A 17,974-nucleotide genomic window follows, 5' to 3' on the forward strand; every position below is an offset into this window, starting at 1 on the left:
AATTGCATATGTACTATAGTTATATAAAATGTAAAATTTATATGTGGTGATATAAAAGGGGGAGGGAATAAGAGTGTATTGGATGTCATGTATTATGTTTGTTTTTACATTATGTGTTTTGTTCTTTGTTCTATGGAAGATATATAAAATAAATGAAATGAAAAAAAGCGCGGGAAAACTTATTGCAACATATCCTCGGTTGAAACGACGTTGGATTGCATTACTTGGACCAGCGTACTTCATCGGACAATGTATGTATATATATGCTCAGTACGTAAGTGGTGATATTGGTACAATTGAACAGTTTCTCATTCAGTTAGGTATTCATGCTGTAGCAAGTTGTTTTATGACTTTAATAGCTATCCATCTTATTAAAAGTGTACAAATATATGAAAAAGGTGTAATAGACGGATTGAACTTTTATTCATACGAAGAATTAAAGGGCTATAAAACATCAACATGGGAAAATCCGAAAGAAAATATATTTTTATATCGCGGGCGAGAAAAAATGAATGACAATGTGAATTTACTGATTAGACAGGAAGATATGAATGAATTAGAAAACATTCTTCAAAGATATATTCCGAAATTGATGATGAAATAAAAACTCCGGTTGTTATAACCAGAGTTTTTTTATTAAAACGCACGATTCACTACGTCTTTCACTTCTTCAAGATATTGTTTACGCACACTATCATCCACAGAAGGAACACTTGTATAGAATGTATGCTCAAGTGTTTCAATGCCTGTAAATTCAAAAATACCAACATCAGCTGTTTTCTTCATTGCGTCAAACATACCGCCTGCTATGTATGCTTCTTTTGTATTTCCCATTGTAGATAATAATAAGCCTTTTTTACCGCTTAATAACTTTTCAATACCATTTTCACCGTAAGCATAAGCGAATCCGTGGCTAAATACACGGTCAACGTATCCTTTTAAAATAGCAGGAAGTCCCGCCCACCAAACTGGGTAAATGAATGTAATGCTATCAGCCCAAGAGATATGTTCTTGTTCTTCTTTAATATCTTCTGGTGTATTTCCTTGAGAAAATGAGATGAAATCGGAAGCGCCTAATACTGGATTGAAGTTTAATTCATATAAATCACGAACGCGTACTTCATGACCTTTTCCTTCTAATTCACTTTTTACAGTTGCTAAAATAGCATGGTTGAAGCTTTCTGTATTCGGGTGTGCATAAACGATTACATGTTTCATTGTTCTTCCTCCTATTTGTGGATATGTGAGTAGTTTTTTTGTATTCGTGTAACAAGTATGATTACTTTCATTGCGAGGGTCAACTTTTCTAACGTGAGAAATAAAGTAGAAATTTAATTAGCTAATGCGGGGTACATGTTAGTATGTGACAAAAAAATACAAAATAGTAGGGATTTTGCATTTTTGAATAGAATATATAGATTGGCAAATAGAGAGAGAAGGGGATATCGTGATGAATATTATTGAAATTGAAAGGTTAGAAAAATCGTTTGATATTGGGGATAGTAAAGTAAAGATATTAAAAGGTATCAATCTTCAAATTCAAAAAGGAGATTTTGTTTGTATTATGGGGGCAAGTGGATCAGGTAAAACGACCTTACTTCAGTTGTTAGGTGGATTAGATATTCCATCGGTAGGTAGTATTCGAGTTGATGGTACAGAGATTTCAACATTAAAAGAAAAAGAGCTCGCTTTATTTAGAAGGCATAAAATCGGTTTTATTTTTCAGCAGTTTAATTTAATTCCGGTGTTTAGCGCGGAGGAAAATGTAGGATTGCCTTTACTGTTAGATAATGTCTCGCAAAAGAAGGCAGCGGTGACAGCAAATCGTTTATTAGATCTCGTTGGGCTAAAGGGAAAAGAAAAGCATTTACCAGCACAGTTATCAGGTGGGCAACAGCAGAGGGTTGCGATAGCAAGAGCTTTTGCAAATGAGCCAGCTATCATATTAGCCGATGAGCCAACAGGGGCATTAGATTCAGAAAATAGCAAAAATATAATCGCGGCACTTCGCAATGCATGTGATGAGTTAGGACAAACAGCTGTTATTGTAACGCACGACCCATTCGTAGCGGCCCATGCTGATAAAGTCGTTTTCTTATTAGATGGTGAAGTGATTCATGAACATGCTGAAAGTAAAGGATGGAAATTTCGAAATATCCCGCAACAAGTTACTCAAATTCAAGAGATTATGAATCGTCACTTTAAAGTAGGAGGTAAAGGTGATGCGATGGGTAATTAAGTATGCGATAAAATCGATGAAACAAAATTGGTTGCGAAATATGTTGATTGCCCTCGGTGCAGCTTTAGGTGTTATGTTAGCGACGATGTTATTACTAGGCAATCAATCAGTAGAGCAAAGTGTGAAAGAACAAGTGGTAAGTCGGTATGGAGATTATAATTTACAATTTGGCTATATAAAAAATGATATGTATTTAAATAATGAAAGTTTAAAAGGAATAGATGGCTTAGAAAATGCTGAAAAAATATCGAAAGTACTTATACCTTATCCTTTTCCAAATTATAAAGAGTTATCGGGAAAGCCATCCTATTGGGGTGTTGAGCAAGATTCTCCAGAAATGCATTCTTATAAAATATTAGAAGGTCGATATCCGAAAGAAGGGGCTGAAGTAGCACTGACAAAAGGGTATACAGACCGTGAAAATATACGGGTAGGAGATATGATTAAACTACCATTCCCGCAGCATGGAGAAAAGACTGTGGAAGTCGTCGGGATTTTAAATCCACCGCTAATGGCGGCAATGGGGCATAGTGCTTATTTTCCAATCCACTGGCTTCAAAAAGAATTAAATCTACCAAATCAATTCAATCTCGTTCAAGTGAAAACAACCGATGTAAATGTGAAGAGAGCAATTGCTCTTGATGTAAATAAGAAGATAGAAAATATAAAGGTGGACCAACGTACTTATGTTGATAAGGCATTTGAACGACTAAATGTAATGAAGCCGTTAATTTTTAGTTTAGGTGGTATTGCCTTATTTGTTATAGCCCTTTTAATAATGGGAAGTTTCTTCTTATCTGTCAGAAGTCGATTTAAGCAATGGGCATTATTACGTGCACTCGGTAGTAACCCAAATCAAATTATATTAGTCGTTTTATTAGAGGCTTTATGCATCGGAGCGATTGGATCGCTAGCAGGGATTATTCTTGGAGCAGGTACGCAAACAATCGCGGCATCATTCATTAATAAATGGGTGAATATTGAGAGTGCAGGGAAAGAATCATTCTCGATTTCAGGTGAGATTTTACTCATTACGTTTTTACTAGGGATTGTTATGTCTGTCATAGGGGCCATTATACCAGCTTTCATGGTTAGAAAGATTCCACCAGTTCAAGCACTTCGACCAGGGCTTCCTAGTAATGAGAAAAAAGAAAAAAGATGGAGTGCTTTTAGTTGTAGCATTTTAATTGTTGGTACTGTTATTGGACTAGCAGGTAACGTATTAGAGCAGTATATCGGTTTTAATCCAAGTGCCGTAGGAGCGCTGTTATTTGCAGTTGGTTTGTTGCTTGCGATTCCGTTATTTATTCGTATGATAGCACCAGTGATTGCAAAACCGTTTCAAATGATATTACGAATTGAAACGACGATTAGTAGCCGGAATGTAATTCGTTATCGGAATAAGGCAGCTGTGTCAGTTGCTATACTAGCATTTGGTTTTATGTTAGCACTTGTTGGAACGATGTATGTAAATTCTATGTATGAAGGTATGAAAAAAGGATTACAAAAACATTTACCAGCAGATTTAGTGATAAGAATTCCAGTAGAGTCACAAGGAATAGAAACGTTACCGTTTAGTTGGATGGAGAAGGTTAGAAAAATTGACGGTGTAGAGGCGAGTGCCGGGAATGCTACTGATTTTACAGCAAAGCTTGTAAATTATGATTTTAAAAAAGCGAATCAAGAATGGTATGAATACGCGAGGAAAAATAATTTTGAACCTGATTTGATAGAAGTTGTGGGGAATGATATTGTCGCGTATCAAAAAATAACAAAGGCGAAAGTGATTGCAGGGCAAGGTCTAAATAAGCCATTACAAGATGGTGAGGGAGTCGTGACGAAGGAAACGGCTAAAAATTTAGGGCTTCAGTTGCATGATACGATTGAAGTACAAGGTAAAGGGAAAGAAAAGCAAACAATTAAAGTCGTTTCGATTATTGAGCAAGGATTAAGGTTAAGAGGATCAGATATTTTTGTAAATGAACAATGGGCCCGTGATAAGTTTCACGTGCAAGGATATGAAGCGCTTCAAATTATGACAAATTCTAATCAATCATTTGAAGCGATTAAGAAGCAAGTAAAACAAATTACAAATAATAAAGAGAATGTAGAAGTTATAAACAGTTATGATTTATTGAAAGAACAAGAGCAATTATTATCGCAAATGATGATGTTAATTCGTTTGTTAGTTGTAATTATTTTCATTATTTCTGGTATAGGATTAATGAATGCGATTGTCGCAAGTTTACATGAAAGACGTGCTGAAATTAGTATGATTCGTGCGGTAGGAGCTATTCCTAAGCAAATGAGACGGATTGTTTTATTAGAGGGAACTTTACTTGGAGCGATAGCTGGTTGTATTGGCATTTTTGGCGGAATTTTGTTTAGTTATATTGTGTTATCAAGCTTAGAGTTAACGGTTATTATCATTCCGTATAATCAAGTTTTCATATTGGCTCTAGCTAGTGTGATTCTTGGAGCAGGAGCAGCAATGATTGCTTCATTACAATTAAGAAAGTTCAAATTAAGTGATACTTTAAAGGAGTTATCAGCATAAAAGATTGCTATACCCCGCTCATACAAAGAACAAAGAAGACAAATAAAATAATGACAATACCAATGCCGAAGTTAAATACGAGAGTACTATCCATATATGTAACCTCCTTGTTTGAAAGTAAAAAGCACTCTAGCCAAGAGTGCTTTTTTATTTTGAATCCAAGTCACAACTTTTAGAAAGGGATACATGCGTGTAAAGAGTTACATTATTTTATGCGTTTATGTTTTGGAATGAGTCAGTCCTTTTGATATATAGAAAAAAAGACACTCTTTCGAATGTCTTTCGTGATGACAAAATGTGTCAATTGCTTGAGGTCGATAAGACGCTAATTTCCGTTTTAACGCCTTTTCTTTAATCAAGAAGTGTAGCAACAGCGATTCAAATAAATTTTAGCATTTTTAAAATGAGTGTGCGTATGTAATTATGCATATTACGATTAAAGGGAAATTGGATGTGAAAAATGAATGAGTACATATATAAAATATTTGATAAGGAGCGAGAGAGATGGATATACATAAGTTAACAGAAGAAGAAGCGATGGAGATAACTATGTGGACGTACGAGGAGCCGTATAATTTATATAGTTTCTCAGGAGGGTCTGAAGTAATAGAAGAGCTATTGGATGGGACGTATTATGGCTGTTGTGACGATAATGGGGAGCTTATCGGCTATTTTTGTTTTGGAGAAAATGCACAAGTGCCAGGTGGAAGAGATGCTAATTTATATACGGGAGGAAATGTAGTCGATATAGGACTTGGCATGAAGCCAGCTTTAACAGGGAAAGGCATGGGGAAAACATTTTTTCAAGCTGGGATAGTGTTTGCTGCGAAAGAATTTAAGTCGAAACACTTTCGACTTAGTGTAGCAACATTTAATACAAGGGCGATTACGCTATATAAAAACATAGGATTTCAAAAAGGACCTATATTTTTGAGCCGCGGAAGAGAATTTATGCTTATGGAATATGAAAGGCCGTCAGTATGAAACTGACGGCCTAGACACTTTATTCTGAGTGCTCAGCTCGGTGCGCTAAACGGCTTGAAGCAGCGGCAGCGATTCCACCAACGATATCGTCAAGGAATGTATGCACTTTTCCAGATGATTTATCATTTAAGTATTCTAAAATACCAGGTTTTAATTTATCGATATATCCAAAGTTCGTGAAACCGATAGAGCCGTACACGTTAACGATAGAAAGTGCGATAACTTCATCAATTCCGTATAAACCTTCATCACGTTTTACGATATCTTGTAACGGTTCACTTAGCATTCCTTTTTCGGCGAGGACATCAAGTTCAATACCAGTAATAAGTGCGTTTTGTACTTCGCGTTTTGATAGTACACGCTCAACGTTATAACGGCATTCTGACATCTCTAAATTTGAATGATATTTTTTTTGTAGAAAATGAACAAGTTCAGCAATGTCGTCAATAGTTACACCACGTTCTTGTAATAGTTGTAATGCTCTTTTTTGTAGTTGATTTGATTCTTTCATGTTTATCACCTTTTTTTCTTTTTAGTATTTGTATACGTTTCGTTGCTTTATCATGTGCATAGGAATGAAAGGCGAGCACAAGCTCATATATATAAAGAAAAACCATAGGTGGCGACTACGATGATTCATCATATTTATGAGCATTATCACATGCATGTTAAAGAATTAATCCCCCTTGGCCCCTATAAAAGCTTTTGGATTCGCAACAAAATTTATGTACTTGTTCCAATTGGAGAAATGGAGGAAGAAGTACTTGTAGAGATGAAAAAGCTCAGTGATTATATGAACCAGCAAGGGGATATAACTGTAGCGACTTTCGTTCCGACTATACACGGCTACTATGTAAGTGAGATAGAAGAAAAAAATTACTGCTTATTAAAAGGTATGCGTACGTTAGAACGACATGCTACGTCATTAGGAAGTGAGCTTTCTATATTTCATAAACGAGGTGCATTCTTTCCAGAAGAAATCGATCAATTAAGCCGCATAGGTGAATGGAAAGCGTTATGGGAAAAAAGGCTCGATCAATTAGAAAGGTTTTGGCAAGCACAAGTGATGAACCACCCTACAGATGTATTCGATCAATTGTTTATTGAATCCTTCCCGTATTACTTAGGAGTTGCAGAAAATGCAATTCAATATGTTGTTGATACAGAGATGGATGATACCCCGCAAATGACCGATGCGGCAACAATTTGCCAAGAACGATTTACACCTTTATTATGGCAGCAAACGAAGCGTCTAAAACTTCCTTTTGATTGGGTGTATGATCACCCTAGCCGAGATATAGCAGAATGGATTCGCCATATGACGATAGAAAAAAAGAAAGACTGGGAGCAAATAATCGTTCAATTTGTTACAGATTATGAACGAAATTATTCGCTATCCTCATTTGGGTGGCGCTTATTATTCGCTAGGCTCCTGTTCCCGCTCCACTATTTTGAAACAGTCGAACGATATTACCAAACTGGAAACGAAGAACAAAAAAGTATATATAGAGATCGCTTAGAAGCCATTTTACACGATGTAAACCGCTCTGAGCAATTTATGAAGCATTTTTATGGATCACTTCGTTTACCAGTTGATAAGTTAGGGATTAGGAAATTAGATTGGCTATCTTAAAAGTATAAAAAAGAGACCGATTGAGGTCTCTTTTTTATATACCACAATTGTATGTAATAAATTATGCTCCTACCTGTTGATCTGCACATATATGTAAAATGAATTGATGTCTTTCGATTTTTTCATTTACTTTACTCAATAATTCTTGCTGGATTTCTTTAAATAAACATTGATAGCTTGTATTCCATGTCGGTATAACAGATGAAAGGCCTAATAAATATTCTTTTTTCTTTTCTAGTTCTTGAATTGTTAAAAAAGCGTTCCCCATTTTTGGCATGTGTCGTCCCCCTATGTTTTTTACTTTATATGTGTGAACGATTCACTATATAGTACTAATTATCGCATTTTTTGAGAGGGATTTCCAATTTTGTTTTATGATGTTAAAGGATAAGTGCGATTTGAACAAAAAAAGAGACCAATTTTGGTCTCTTTTTAGGAAGCGATTCTGAACGAGCCGCTTCCGCTTTTAGATTAAAATACTTGTTCTACTTCGATAACGCCTGGTACTTCTTCAAGTAACGCGCGCTCGATACCAGCTTTTAGTGTGATTGTAGAACTTGGGCAGCTTCCGCATGCACCCATAAGGCGTAATTTTACGATACCTTCTTCAATGTCTACTAATTCAACGTCTCCGCCATCGCGAAGTAAGAATGGACGTAATTTATCTAATACTTCTAGTACTTGTTCTTGCATATGTGGGTTTTCCATTTTTATCGACTCCTTTCATCAGTTTTATTATAATCAAGATAGAGGGGAAAATCTATTTTTTCTGTTCTTGTTTTATTGTCGAAATATTGTATCATGTTTACAACGTGTTTTTTCAGTATAGGGGTATGGAATAAGTTTGTAAAATGATGTGCTTATGTAATAAGACATCTGAATATACTGTTAGAACAAGAAGTGGGGGAGAAGAAATGGTTAATGTGCAAGTGTATGGGACGAAAGTAATTTGTGCGAGCTGCGTTGGAATGCCATCTTCAACAGAAACGTTTGAATGGTTACAAGCGGCGATTGGTCGTAAATATGAAGGACAAGAAAATAAATTTAAGTTTGAGTATATTGATTTTCAAGAAGAACAAGAAGATGAAGATAAAAAAGTATTCGCAGAGCGAGTAGTGGAAGAAGATTTATTTTATCCAGTCGTTCTTGTAAATGGAGAAATTGTTGGAGAAGGAAATCCTCGTTTGAAGGATGTTTACGAAGAAATCGAGAAATATTTATAAAACAGGAAGTCTTTGCAAATTAGCAAAGGCTTTTTTATATGGAGGGATAGATGTGGAGAATGGAGTAAAACATGCTCTACCAGCAGAAGTAAAACAGTTAATGGGGCAGTACATTGCAGAATTAAAAGAAATTTTTTTAGATGAAAAAATAGTCGGGGTATACGTTTACGGATCCATCGCGCTAGGAGCGTTTCATATAGAAACGAGTGATGTTGACTTTGTTACGGTAATAAGTGATTCCGTGAATGAAGCAGAAAAACAACAACTTGTAGAACTACATAAGAAACTTAGTAGTAGTACGTTAGGGAAAAGAATGGACGGTATGTATATTCCGCTCGCTGATTTAGGGAAATACAATGATGAAATGAACGAGTACGTATATTGTGCAGAGGGGAAAGCAGATATTGGTTATTGGGACATTAATGCGGTCACGTGGTGGACGTTGAAAAACCAAGGCGTTACAGTTATCGGGAAAGAAGCAGAAGACCTTCCGTTTCAAATAAAATGGGATGATGTAGTAAATACAATGAAATATAACGTAGAACATTACTGGAGTGAAAAAGTGAATCGTCCCTATTTATTTTTCATAGAAGAATGGGTAGAATCAGCTGTCGTTACAATGGGACGCATTTTATATACGTTAGATCATAAAACAATCGTCTCAAAAGATAGAGGATTGCAATACTTGTTAGAACGTTCAGTGAAAGAATGGGAGTCTTTATTAAAAGAAGTAGAGCGCATGCGGCATAATCCAAAGGGGAAGAAGAAACTTTCTATTTGGAGACGGGCTGATATGACGAAGAGGTATTTGCTTTACTTGATTGAGACGTGTAGAGAGAAATGGTAGGGAAGAAAACGGAAAATACGATAGGGGGTATTACTAGAAAACAAATAAATTACTCGTTCCATGGGGCATTCATTTATTAAACAATTTGTTTTATTTACTAGTAAATTTTCAACTATAAAAAGACACCTTTTTGAAAAGGGCGTCTTTTTTATTTTGTAGCAGATAGAAAAGGTAATACGAAATATGGATAGTTTCATGTGAAACATTCTTTATTACAAAATGTTTAACTTAGTGTATTAAATGTATCATTCAAAAGTATTTTAATATATTTAAAAGTAAAATGAAATAAAAAACTAGTAATTGTCGGAATATATTCGATTTCCGTTCATTTTTGTGAAATATGTGTCTTTTTTGTTAGATTCTTTATTTTTATTTCTATACAATACAATTATATAGAAATAAGAGAAGGATGATGTACGTGAAGGACACTGTTTTACAAGAAACAATTTCTCCGCAAGAATTACATAAGGTTGTGAGAAAGAATACGGCCTATTACGACTTTAAATGGGGGCAAGTGAAGAATCCGGAGAAAGAAAATACGTGGAATTGGGTAGCATGTATCTTCCCGCACTTCTGGTTAGCTTACCGTAAAATGTATAAGTTATTTATTATACTTACGCTATTAGCGGTTCCTACTTTAATTATAGCTACTTTTATTGATATACCAATGTGGATAGATTTTATAATATATGTTGGAACTATGCTATTTACTGGATGGCAAGGAAATCGATTGTATTATAAGCATGTTACGTGTATTTTACGTAAAGTAGAAGATGTGCCAGATTATAAGAAAGAGTATTATTTACATTCAAAGGGCGGCGCTCATATCGGAGTTATGATTGGTTTACAAGCGATAGTACTTACGGTAGTTGGTGCAATTAGTTTTGGCTTATCTTATTTACCAACTGAACCGAATATTAAAAACGTTGTTCGTTTAAGTCTTGAAGGCGATGTTTTAGAGGCTATAACTGATAATCCCAATTGGAAGTACGTTAAAAAAGAAAAAGAGTATGACATAGTGGAATTTATTGGTTATGATTATGAAGAAAAAAAGAATGTGAAAATTAAATTCGCTGTATATTTAAATGATGATTACTTTGAATGGCAAGAAGCATATTTAAATAATAAAAAATTAAGTGAAGAAGAATTAGATGAGTATCGAACTTACGTTGAAGAAAATATGTGGTTTTTCTAGAGCGTAATTAGATTATTTTAAAAGAAGGACCTTATGAAGGTTCTTCTTTTTGTTTATAAGAATTTGCAACAGAATATGAGGGAAACGGCATACGAATTGAAATTTTGTAAAATACAATAAAAAATGAGAATTTGAGGTAGGGTTGTCAATAACGTGAGACTATGGCAGTATAAAGAAATGCTATACAAATTTTATTTATCGAGATGTAAAAATTACATTTAATTTTTACGTATAAATAATGAACGGAGGAAATGAATTTATGGCTACTTTACCAAATTGTCCAAAATGTAATTCAGAATATACGTACGAGGATGGCGTTCTTTTCGTATGTCCAGAATGTGCTCATGAGTGGGGCCAAGAAGCGGAAGCTGAAAATAGTGATGGTGCAAAAGTTGTAAAAGATGCAAACGGAAACGTTCTTCAAGATGGCGATGCTGTTACTGTAATTAAAGATTTAAAAGTAAAAGGAACGTCTTCAGTTGTGAAGATTGGTACGAAAGTAAAGAGCATCCGTCTAGTTGATGGAGATCACGATATTGATTGCAAAATCGACGGTTTCGGAGCTATGAAGTTAAAATCACAGTTCGTTAAAAAGGCATAAGGAAAAGAGGAGGCAGAATTACATTGCCTCCTCTTTTTTATTGTCATTTTTTGTCGGTAAATCGATATTTCGTGTAGAATCGTTGATATAATTTCATTGACCGCGAACGGTGCACTATTTACCGCGCATCATAGTCCATTTCTCTCAACTGACACCGCTTATTAAAGAACGTTTTATATCCAAGCTGTAAGAAGATAATGACAGCGAAAGCCGTACTTCCTGAAATACCGAGTATGATGGCAATTTGATATTGAATAGCTGTAAATGGTGATACACCAGATAATATTTGACCAGTCATCATGCCTGGTAGGCTTATAATTCCCATTCCGACCATGGAGTTAATGGTTGGTAGAATAGCAGAGTCAAAAGCGTCTCGTATGAGCGGAGCAGCTGCTTCTTTCGGTGCTGCACCGAGCATAAGTGCACCTTCAATTTGATCTCTTTGTGATTTCATGTTGTTTAAGAACGTATTTGCACCAAGAGAGACACCAGTCATTGCGTTACCGACTAGCATTCCGGTAATTGGAACGATATATTGCGGTGCGTACCAAGGATCGTGTCCGATAATAACAAAGATAAATAGTAGCAATGGCCCGATTGATCCAGCGACCATGGAAAGGGCGGCCACCCGTTTTAAGTCTTTTGACATTGGGATGTTAACGCGTTTGTAAATATTGAAAATTGCAAATGTAGTAATAGAAGTAATAAGAGCAATTGTGTAAAATGGGTTACTATTTTCAAATACATATGTAAGGACATAAGCAACGAGTACGAGCTGAATCGTCATACGAAATGTTGCGAGCGCGATTTGTTTTTCGCGAGGTATCCCTTTTAATTTCACAAGCCCGATTAAAATAAGAATGAAAATATATGCAGCGGCGAGTTGCCAAATTTGGAGTTCAATAACGCCCTTCAACTGAGAGCACTTCCTTTCTATTTGCACCGTTTTCTTTACTAATTTCAATAATATCGTCTGCAATTTCTTCTGGAAGTTGTTGTGAATGCGTGATGAAGATAACTGTTTTTTTCTTTTCTCTTGCCAGTATAGTGAATTGCTTCATAACGCGGCGTTCTGTATCGCTATCTAAAGCTGAAGTTGGTTCATCTAATAAATAGACAGGCGGATCCATAAGTACAATGCGAGCAAAAGCAAGTCTTTGTTTTTCACCGCCTGATAAAGAGGAGGCGTTATCTTCTAATTGTTTGTCTAAGCTAATAGTTTGTAGTGCGCTCCGTAGAGCATCATCATTTGGAAATGGCTTTTCAGAAAGACGAAGTCCCATTAATAGATTGTCTTTAACTGTTCCATCAAAAATAGGTGGAGTTTGCCCGAGCATAACGACGTCACGGCGTAATTGAATAGGGGGATAATTAGAAATTGGTTTTCCGTTATATTCGATTGTACCGGAAGTTGGAGATTGTAGATCATTTAACAGGCGGAGTAATGTACTTTTTCCGCTCCCGCTCTCACCGATAATACAAGTGATTGTTTCTTTTTGAATCTGTAAATAGGGAATGTGTAGTATATCTTTATATGTAACGTCTCTTAATATAAACATAAATTGCTCCTTTCTGATTCTAGTTATATCGTATCAAAAAAGAGAGGGAAATAGAAAAATAAGGTTATAAAGAGCAACGTTTTTTCTTCGTTTTGATCTCTATTAACAAGTTAAGTAAACGATCTAATTCTTGATTGAAAGAAATCACTTTATCATGAGTGAATCCGTACATTTCAACGAGGGAGATCAATTCTTTCTTTTTCGCTTCTATTCGACCGTTTAGTTTCGTCAAATTCATAAGTGAAATGTAATGCCTTATATAAAAGTATTTATTATATAAAAAATAAGACCGAATGAATTCGGTCTTAAAGGAAATAATAAAACAACTTATAAATAGCATACACTACTCATCAATAGTTTTTAATATAAAAATAGAAAATTTTATGAATTAATATTGAGAAAAATATTTTTTAACTGATGCAAAGAGGCTGCCTACATAGTAGACAGCCTTTAAAGTATTAACCCTTATGATATTTGTACATCCAGAGGAGACCGGATTTTAATAATCTCGGTACACGTCCCATTAATGGTTGGTTTGCGAGCAAACCAAATCCGTGCTTCTTACCAAGAGAGCCAAGAACGCCTTTTAATTTAATAACTGGTAGTTCATCAGGAAGTGGTTCATTGTTCCAACGTTTTAATAATATTTGGACAATTTGCTCTCCTTGGCCTTCAGCAAGCTGTGCTGATGGTGCGTGTGGAAGTGCTGCACAATCTCCGACCACATAAACATGATCGTTGTTCGGAATATTGTGATATTTTGTTAAAACAACCCTTCCGCTACCATCTTGTTCAACTGGAAGGTTTCGAACAACTTCATTTGCTTGAATACCAGCTGTCCAGACGATTGCATCGCATTCAAGTGGTTCATCGTGGTTGTACACAATACTTGGCTCCACTTTTGTAATGTTAGAGTTTCGTATAATAGTAACTTTATGCTTTACGAACCATTCTTCTACGTATCTACTTAATTTCTCTGGATATGGGAATAAAATTCTATCTTTTCGATCAAATAAATGAATTTTTAAATCGGAACGACTTTCGCGAAGTTCACTTGCTACTTCAACGCCACTTAATCCAGCGCCGACGACAGCTACTGTTGCGTTCGGTTCTAAACTATTTAATTGTTCATATGTCTTACGTGTTTGTTCAATTGATTGTAGACTGTGCGTATATTCCTTTGCCCCAGGAACGTTATGATATTTATCTTCACAACCAAGTCCGATAATTAAATCATCATATTGGATTGCTTCACCGCCATCGAGATGAACAGCTTTCGTTTCAAGATCAATATTTGTCACTGTGCCGTATTGAATATTGAGGCGTGGGTGCTCAGGAAATGGTACGCGAATATGAGTTTCTGAAATTGTACCCGCTACTAATGCATAATATTCAGTTTTGAAACAATGGTATGGTACTTTGTCGATTAATGTCACTTGTACATCATCTGGAAGTTGGTTGCTTGGGAGTAGCCGTTGCAGAATTCTCATTCCACCGTAGCCGCCACCTAGTATTACGAGGTGTTTCATGATGGATTACCCCTTTTCTGTTGAAATATCCCCTAATCATAAAATTTTATATTAATAAAATATTTTGACTTTACTCAATCAAATTATATCGAATTTGTGAACAAATAACAATGCATGAATGAATACTCTGTTGTACAATAAGAAGAAAAGTAAAGTAAACTGTTTTCCTTTTCTAGTTACTATTTCATTGCGGGAGCCGAAAAGCGGTGTCGTGAATATATTCATATAGAGAAAAATATTTGCTTTGAAGTGAAACAATGAAGGAATTGAATAGTTTAGTAAGTGTAACGAAACAACAAGAAACAGCTTAGTTTTCTTCTTATAGATAAAGTCAGAAGGTAATTTGTTTTGTAGTACAGGGGGGAGAATTTTGATTAAACCATTAATTGAATTTTGTGTAGGTAACCTTGCGAGTGGTTCACAAGCAGCTTTAGAGAAATTAGAAAAAGATCCTAATTTAGATGTAATGGAATATGGTTGTTTAGGGTATTGTGGTATTTGTTTTGAAGGACCATTTGCACTTGTGAATGGTGAAGTTGTACAAGGTGCGACAGTAGAAGAGCTTGTAAATAATGTATATGATTATTTGGATGAAAATCCAATGTTTTAAGGTGTTGCGAATGAGCAGCGCCTTTTTCGTTTTATTTTAGATAAAACGTTATTTCGGAGGGTAGCTTAAGACTATAGATAAATAAAAAAAGGCCCTTTTAGAAGGGCTTTTTTCTTACACAATGTGTGTAAGAGTGGCTCATCGCCAAACGTTGTCAAATATGAGAAACGGGGGACATTCATATTGTGTTCTAAAAGCATGCATTCTATACTTAAAATAATAAATTATTTTTGGAGTGAATATAAATGAGCCAATTTTCTTTTACAAAAATGCATGGTCTTGGCAATAGTTATATATATGTAAATATGTTTGAAGAACAAATTCCTGAAGAAGATTTAGCTCTTGTGGCGGAAAAGGTTTCAAATATCAATACTGGTATTGGAGCGGACGGGATGATTTTAATTTGTCCGTCTGACGTAGCTCCGGTGAAAATGCGTATGTTTAATAACGATGGTTCAGAAGGAAAGAGCTGTGGAAATGGTTTACGCTGCGTAGCGAAATATGCGTATGAGCATAAACTAGTAGAAGATACAGTTTTCACAATTGAAACGTTAGCTGGTATTGTTACGGCAGAAGTAACGGTAGAAGATGGTGTAGTAAGATTAGCAAAAATTGATATGGGCGCACCACGATTAACACGCGAAGAAATACCGATGCTGGGTGAAGGTGAAACACCATTTATTCGTGAAAACTTCTTATACAATAATCATCGTTATGCATTTACAGCTGTTTCAATGGGGAACCCGCATGCGGTTATTTTTGTTGAGGATGTAGAGAAAGCACCTCTTACAACGCTTGGCCCGGTCCTTGAGACGCATGAAATGTTTCCGGAGCGAGTAAATGTTGAATTCATTGAGATTTTAAATGATGAAGAGATGAACTTCCGTGTTTGGGAACGTGGATCTGGTGTAACGCAAGCTTGCGGAACAGGAGCATGTGCTGCAGTTGTAGCTGCCATTTTAAACGGAAAGATGGAACGTGGTAAAGAAATTATAGTGCATTTAGCTGGCGGCGATTTAATGATCGCATGGACAGAAGAAGGAAATGTGTTAATGAAGGGACCTGCGGAAGTAATTTGCCGCGGAGTGTATGAGTACAAGATAGAAGCGTAAAGATGTATAATAGAATGAGAACAGAAAGGATGGTGTATTTCATGATTGAAGTAACAGAACAAGCAGCTTTTCAAATTAAAGATATGTTAAAAGATGCTGAAGATGGGGAGAAGTACGTGCGCCTTGCTGTACACGGCGGCGGATGTAGTGGTCTTTCTTACGGCTTAGGATTTGAAGTAGAACCAAACGAAGACGACACAGTTCTTGAATTTTTCGGTGTTGAATTTGTTATCGATAAAGAAAGTGCTCCAATTGTTAAAGGAGTAAAAGTTGATTATAAACAATCGATGCTTGGCGGCGGATTCACAATCGACAATCCAAACGCAATCGCATCATGTGGATGTGGATCATCTTTCCGTACAGCATCGAATGCCGGTAAGCCGGAAGAGTGCTAAGTTTTTAGCGGAAATAGAGAAAGACCTTTTTAACGATGGAATAAATCGTTAAAAAGGTCTTTTCTTTTGCCGTAAAAAATCAAAAAAGCCGCCTTCTAAATTTAGAAACCGACCTTAAGATATTTGTACAACGAATGTTAAAACCTTAATCTAATTTACCTTTGCATAGATGCAGGTATTAGTTAGTTGTTTGCCGTCAGCTGAAAGATCTTCATTACGTAATATCCCTTCAAGCTCAAAGCCTAGTTTTTCAGGGATCGCACGACTTTTCGTGTTATTAGATTCACATCGTATTTCAATCCTTCTAAATTTGAATAACTGAAATCCAAGGTTTGTTAACGTACTTACTGTTTCTGTCATATATCCACTGCCACTAAATTGCGTGTTAATCCAGTATCCAATTTCACATTTAGAAACCTTCCAATTAATTCCGTGAAGGCTAGCAGTTCCAATAAAATCATTCGTCTCTTTATGATAGATAAGATAGCGAAAGCTTTCTCTTTTCAAAAAATCTATATGCGCATTTCTCAGAAGAATTTCCGTTTCTTCAACAGTAGGAATTGACTGAAATAAAAGCAGCCATTGCTTTAATTCACTAATTGAATCTTTAATAGCTTCGTGTACTACATTCCCGTCACCAGCTTGAAGTGGTGCTCGAAGAATGAGTCTGTCTGTTTCTATTTGTAACGGAACATCTAATAAAATAGGGTTCATATCATTTCTCCTCTCGAAAACTTTAAACTAGGATATAATGAAACTTATGTAATAAAAACCTTCACCAAAAAGAAATAATTCTTTAGGACGAGAGTGGCATTTCGTAATACCACCTCAGTTTGTTGATATGTCACCATATCAACCTCTTCAGGTACGTTACTATAATAAATAAATTAAAAAATACCTTATCTCACTAATAGGAGATCCCGTCACAGCATCACTATAGGTTAATATAGAACCGCCAAAAAGTTAGTAAACAATAAATATATATTCAATTGAGCATTTAGAAATCCCTTTTCACATATTGAAAACTAAACTACCAGTTGGTACAAAAAAATGGCTACCGAAGCAGCCTTAGGTTGTTCAACTAATGTATGTGTTAAAGGAGATTGCGTGATAAAATCCGTAACAAGTGTCGTATATGACTAGTGCTGCTTTACAAAGTCTTGAAAAATTGGCCGCAGGTAATAAGCGATTGATTTTTTCTTTATCGATGCTGATAAAGAGAATTATGAAAATTACGTAACGTACTGCATTGAGCTTGCTAAGCCAGGTGCCTTAATTGTTACAGATAATGTTTTAGCTGGCGGTAGTGTAGTAGGTGGAAATGCAAAACCAAAACGGTATACAGAGGTTATGAAGAAGTTTACTGAAGTAGTAGTAACTCATCCGAATGTAGAATCTGTACTAATTCCAATTGATGATGGGATGACGGTTTCTAGAGTGAAGCGATAATTATTATCTTACAAAAGTGTAATGTTCATGTCATGTTTTTG

At 35.6% G+C, this 17,974-nt stretch carries 21 protein-coding genes and 2 pseudogenes; 14 read left to right on the forward strand and 9 right to left on the reverse strand.

Annotation, left to right across the window (positions count from 1 at the left end):
• The first annotated feature begins 73 nt into the window (after positions 1–73).
• On the forward strand, positions 74–604 hold the full coding sequence (locus MR065_RS18285; protein ID WP_242214635.1) for an iron ABC transporter substrate-binding protein: 531 nt from the start codon (positions 74–76) through the stop codon (positions 602–604).
• A gap of 32 nt (positions 605–636) precedes the next feature.
• Here the strand turns inward: MR065_RS18285 and MR065_RS18290 are convergent, their stop codons facing one another.
• On the reverse strand, positions 637–1,218 hold the full coding sequence (locus tag MR065_RS18290; protein ID WP_242214636.1) for an NAD(P)H-dependent oxidoreductase: 582 nt from the start codon (positions 1,216–1,218) through the stop codon (positions 637–639).
• Positions 1,219–1,450: 232 nt separating this feature from the next.
• Here MR065_RS18290 and MR065_RS18295 point away from each other — a divergent pair, with 232 nt between their 5' ends.
• From MR065_RS18295 to MR065_RS18305, 3 genes are all read left to right on the forward strand, one after another.
• Positions 1,451–2,239, forward strand: coding sequence for an ABC transporter ATP-binding protein (locus MR065_RS18295; RefSeq protein WP_097904274.1), 789 nt, complete (start codon positions 1,451–1,453; stop codon positions 2,237–2,239).
• Entirely contained in the window at positions 2,223–4,796 is a 2,574-nt protein-coding gene (locus tag MR065_RS18300) for an FtsX-like permease family protein (RefSeq protein WP_242214637.1), read from the forward strand. Before MR065_RS18295 ends, MR065_RS18300 begins: the two co-directional genes overlap by 17 nt.
• 504 nt (positions 4,797–5,300) lie before the next feature.
• Positions 5,301–5,780 carry a GNAT family N-acetyltransferase gene (locus tag MR065_RS18305; RefSeq protein ID WP_242214638.1) on the forward strand — a complete coding sequence of 160 codons (480 nt, stop codon included), beginning with the start codon at positions 5,301–5,303 and terminating at the stop codon, positions 5,778–5,780.
• 19 nt (positions 5,781–5,799) lie between these two features.
• Here MR065_RS18305 and MR065_RS18310 read toward each other — a convergent pair whose 3' ends face one another.
• Positions 5,800–6,291 carry a phosphatidylglycerophosphatase A family protein gene (locus tag MR065_RS18310; RefSeq protein WP_242214639.1) on the reverse strand — a complete coding sequence of 164 codons (492 nt, stop codon included), beginning with the start codon at positions 6,289–6,291 and terminating at the stop codon, positions 5,800–5,802.
• Positions 6,292–6,411: 120 nt separating this feature from the next.
• Between MR065_RS18310 and yutH the strand changes: the two genes are divergently transcribed.
• Positions 6,412–7,413, forward strand: coding sequence for a spore coat putative kinase YutH (gene yutH, locus MR065_RS18315; protein ID WP_242214640.1), 1,002 nt, complete (start codon positions 6,412–6,414; stop codon positions 7,411–7,413).
• Between the two features lie 61 nt (positions 7,414–7,474).
• Here the strand turns inward: yutH and MR065_RS18320 are convergent, their stop codons facing one another.
• Together MR065_RS18320 and MR065_RS18325 are read right to left on the reverse strand one after the other, a co-directional pair.
• On the reverse strand, positions 7,475–7,690 hold the full coding sequence (locus MR065_RS18320; RefSeq protein WP_097904279.1) for a carbonic anhydrase: 216 nt from the start codon (positions 7,688–7,690) through the stop codon (positions 7,475–7,477).
• A gap of 194 nt (positions 7,691–7,884) precedes the next feature.
• Entirely contained in the window at positions 7,885–8,121 is a 237-nt protein-coding gene (locus MR065_RS18325) for a NifU family protein (protein WP_000431159.1), read from the reverse strand.
• Between the two features lie 206 nt (positions 8,122–8,327).
• Here MR065_RS18325 and MR065_RS18330 point away from each other — a divergent pair, with 206 nt between their 5' ends.
• The 5 genes and pseudogenes from MR065_RS18330 (at position 8,328) to phnA (ending at position 11,279) form a co-directional block, all read left to right on the forward strand.
• Positions 8,328–8,636, forward strand: a complete 309-nt coding sequence (locus MR065_RS18330; RefSeq protein ID WP_002068102.1) for a YuzD family protein — start codon at positions 8,328–8,330, stop codon at positions 8,634–8,636.
• A 52-nt stretch (positions 8,637–8,688) separates the two neighbouring features.
• Positions 8,689–9,483, forward strand: coding sequence for a nucleotidyltransferase domain-containing protein (locus MR065_RS18335; RefSeq protein WP_242214641.1), 795 nt, complete (start codon positions 8,689–8,691; stop codon positions 9,481–9,483).
• Between the two features lie 37 nt (positions 9,484–9,520).
• Positions 9,521–9,601, forward strand: a pseudogene (locus tag MR065_RS18340) (CPBP family intramembrane glutamate endopeptidase); the annotation flags it as partial.
• Positions 9,602–9,892: 291 nt separating this feature from the next.
• Positions 9,893–10,678 carry a DUF2628 domain-containing protein gene (locus MR065_RS18345; protein ID WP_242214642.1) on the forward strand — a complete coding sequence of 262 codons (786 nt, stop codon included), beginning with the start codon at positions 9,893–9,895 and terminating at the stop codon, positions 10,676–10,678.
• 259 nt (positions 10,679–10,937) lie between these two features.
• On the forward strand, positions 10,938–11,279 hold the full coding sequence (gene phnA, locus MR065_RS18350) for an alkylphosphonate utilization operon protein PhnA (RefSeq protein ID WP_097904282.1): 342 nt from the start codon (positions 10,938–10,940) through the stop codon (positions 11,277–11,279).
• Positions 11,280–11,397: 118 nt separating this feature from the next.
• On the opposite strand, the gene MR065_RS18355 is transcribed toward phnA, so the two are convergent.
• The 4 genes from MR065_RS18355 to MR065_RS18370 all read right to left on the reverse strand — a co-directional run bounded on the left by MR065_RS18355 (position 11,398) and on the right by MR065_RS18370 (position 14,367).
• Positions 11,398–12,195 carry an ABC transporter permease gene (locus MR065_RS18355; RefSeq protein WP_242214643.1) on the reverse strand — a complete coding sequence of 266 codons (798 nt, stop codon included), beginning with the start codon at positions 12,193–12,195 and terminating at the stop codon, positions 11,398–11,400.
• Entirely contained in the window at positions 12,179–12,838 is a 660-nt protein-coding gene (locus tag MR065_RS18360) for an ABC transporter ATP-binding protein (protein ID WP_242214644.1), read from the reverse strand. Before MR065_RS18360 ends, MR065_RS18355 begins: the two co-directional genes overlap by 17 nt.
• 64 nt (positions 12,839–12,902) lie before the next feature.
• The gene (locus tag MR065_RS18365) at positions 12,903–13,076 is read right to left on the reverse strand and encodes an aspartyl-phosphate phosphatase Spo0E family protein (protein ID WP_242214645.1); all 174 of its coding nucleotides are present in this window, start codon (positions 13,074–13,076) and stop codon (positions 12,903–12,905) included.
• A 220-nt stretch (positions 13,077–13,296) separates the two neighbouring features.
• Positions 13,297–14,367: an NAD(P)/FAD-dependent oxidoreductase gene (locus tag MR065_RS18370; RefSeq protein WP_242214646.1), complete on the reverse strand. Its 1,071-nt coding sequence runs from the start codon at positions 14,365–14,367 to the stop codon at positions 13,297–13,299.
• Positions 14,368–14,737: 370 nt separating this feature from the next.
• On the opposite strand from MR065_RS18370, the gene MR065_RS18375 reads away from it, so the two are divergent.
• The 3 genes from MR065_RS18375 (at position 14,738) to MR065_RS18385 (ending at position 16,484) form a co-directional block, all read left to right on the forward strand.
• A complete protein-coding gene (locus MR065_RS18375) occupies positions 14,738–14,977 on the forward strand; it encodes a YuzB family protein (protein ID WP_000595025.1) in 240 nt (79 codons plus the stop codon).
• 245 nt (positions 14,978–15,222) lie between these two features.
• The gene (dapF, locus tag MR065_RS18380; protein ID WP_242214647.1) at positions 15,223–16,089 is read left to right on the forward strand and encodes a diaminopimelate epimerase; all 867 of its coding nucleotides are present in this window, start codon (positions 15,223–15,225) and stop codon (positions 16,087–16,089) included.
• Positions 16,090–16,130: 41 nt separating this feature from the next.
• Positions 16,131–16,484, forward strand: coding sequence for a HesB/IscA family protein (locus tag MR065_RS18385; protein WP_097832218.1), 354 nt, complete (start codon positions 16,131–16,133; stop codon positions 16,482–16,484).
• A gap of 150 nt (positions 16,485–16,634) precedes the next feature.
• On the opposite strand, the gene MR065_RS18390 is transcribed toward MR065_RS18385, so the two are convergent.
• Positions 16,635–17,198: a GNAT family N-acetyltransferase gene (locus MR065_RS18390; protein WP_242214648.1), complete on the reverse strand. Its 564-nt coding sequence runs from the start codon at positions 17,196–17,198 to the stop codon at positions 16,635–16,637.
• A 409-nt stretch (positions 17,199–17,607) separates the two neighbouring features.
• Here MR065_RS18390 and MR065_RS18395 point away from each other — a divergent pair.
• Positions 17,608–17,933 (forward strand): annotated as a pseudogene (locus tag MR065_RS18395) (O-methyltransferase); the annotation flags it as partial.
• Between the last annotated feature and the right edge of the window lie 41 nt (positions 17,934–17,974).

The sequence above is a fragment of the Bacillus cereus group sp. BfR-BA-01383 genome (assembly GCF_022663495.1).
Lineage (GTDB): Bacteria > Bacillota > Bacilli > Bacillales > Bacillaceae_G > Bacillus_A > Bacillus_A cereus_AU.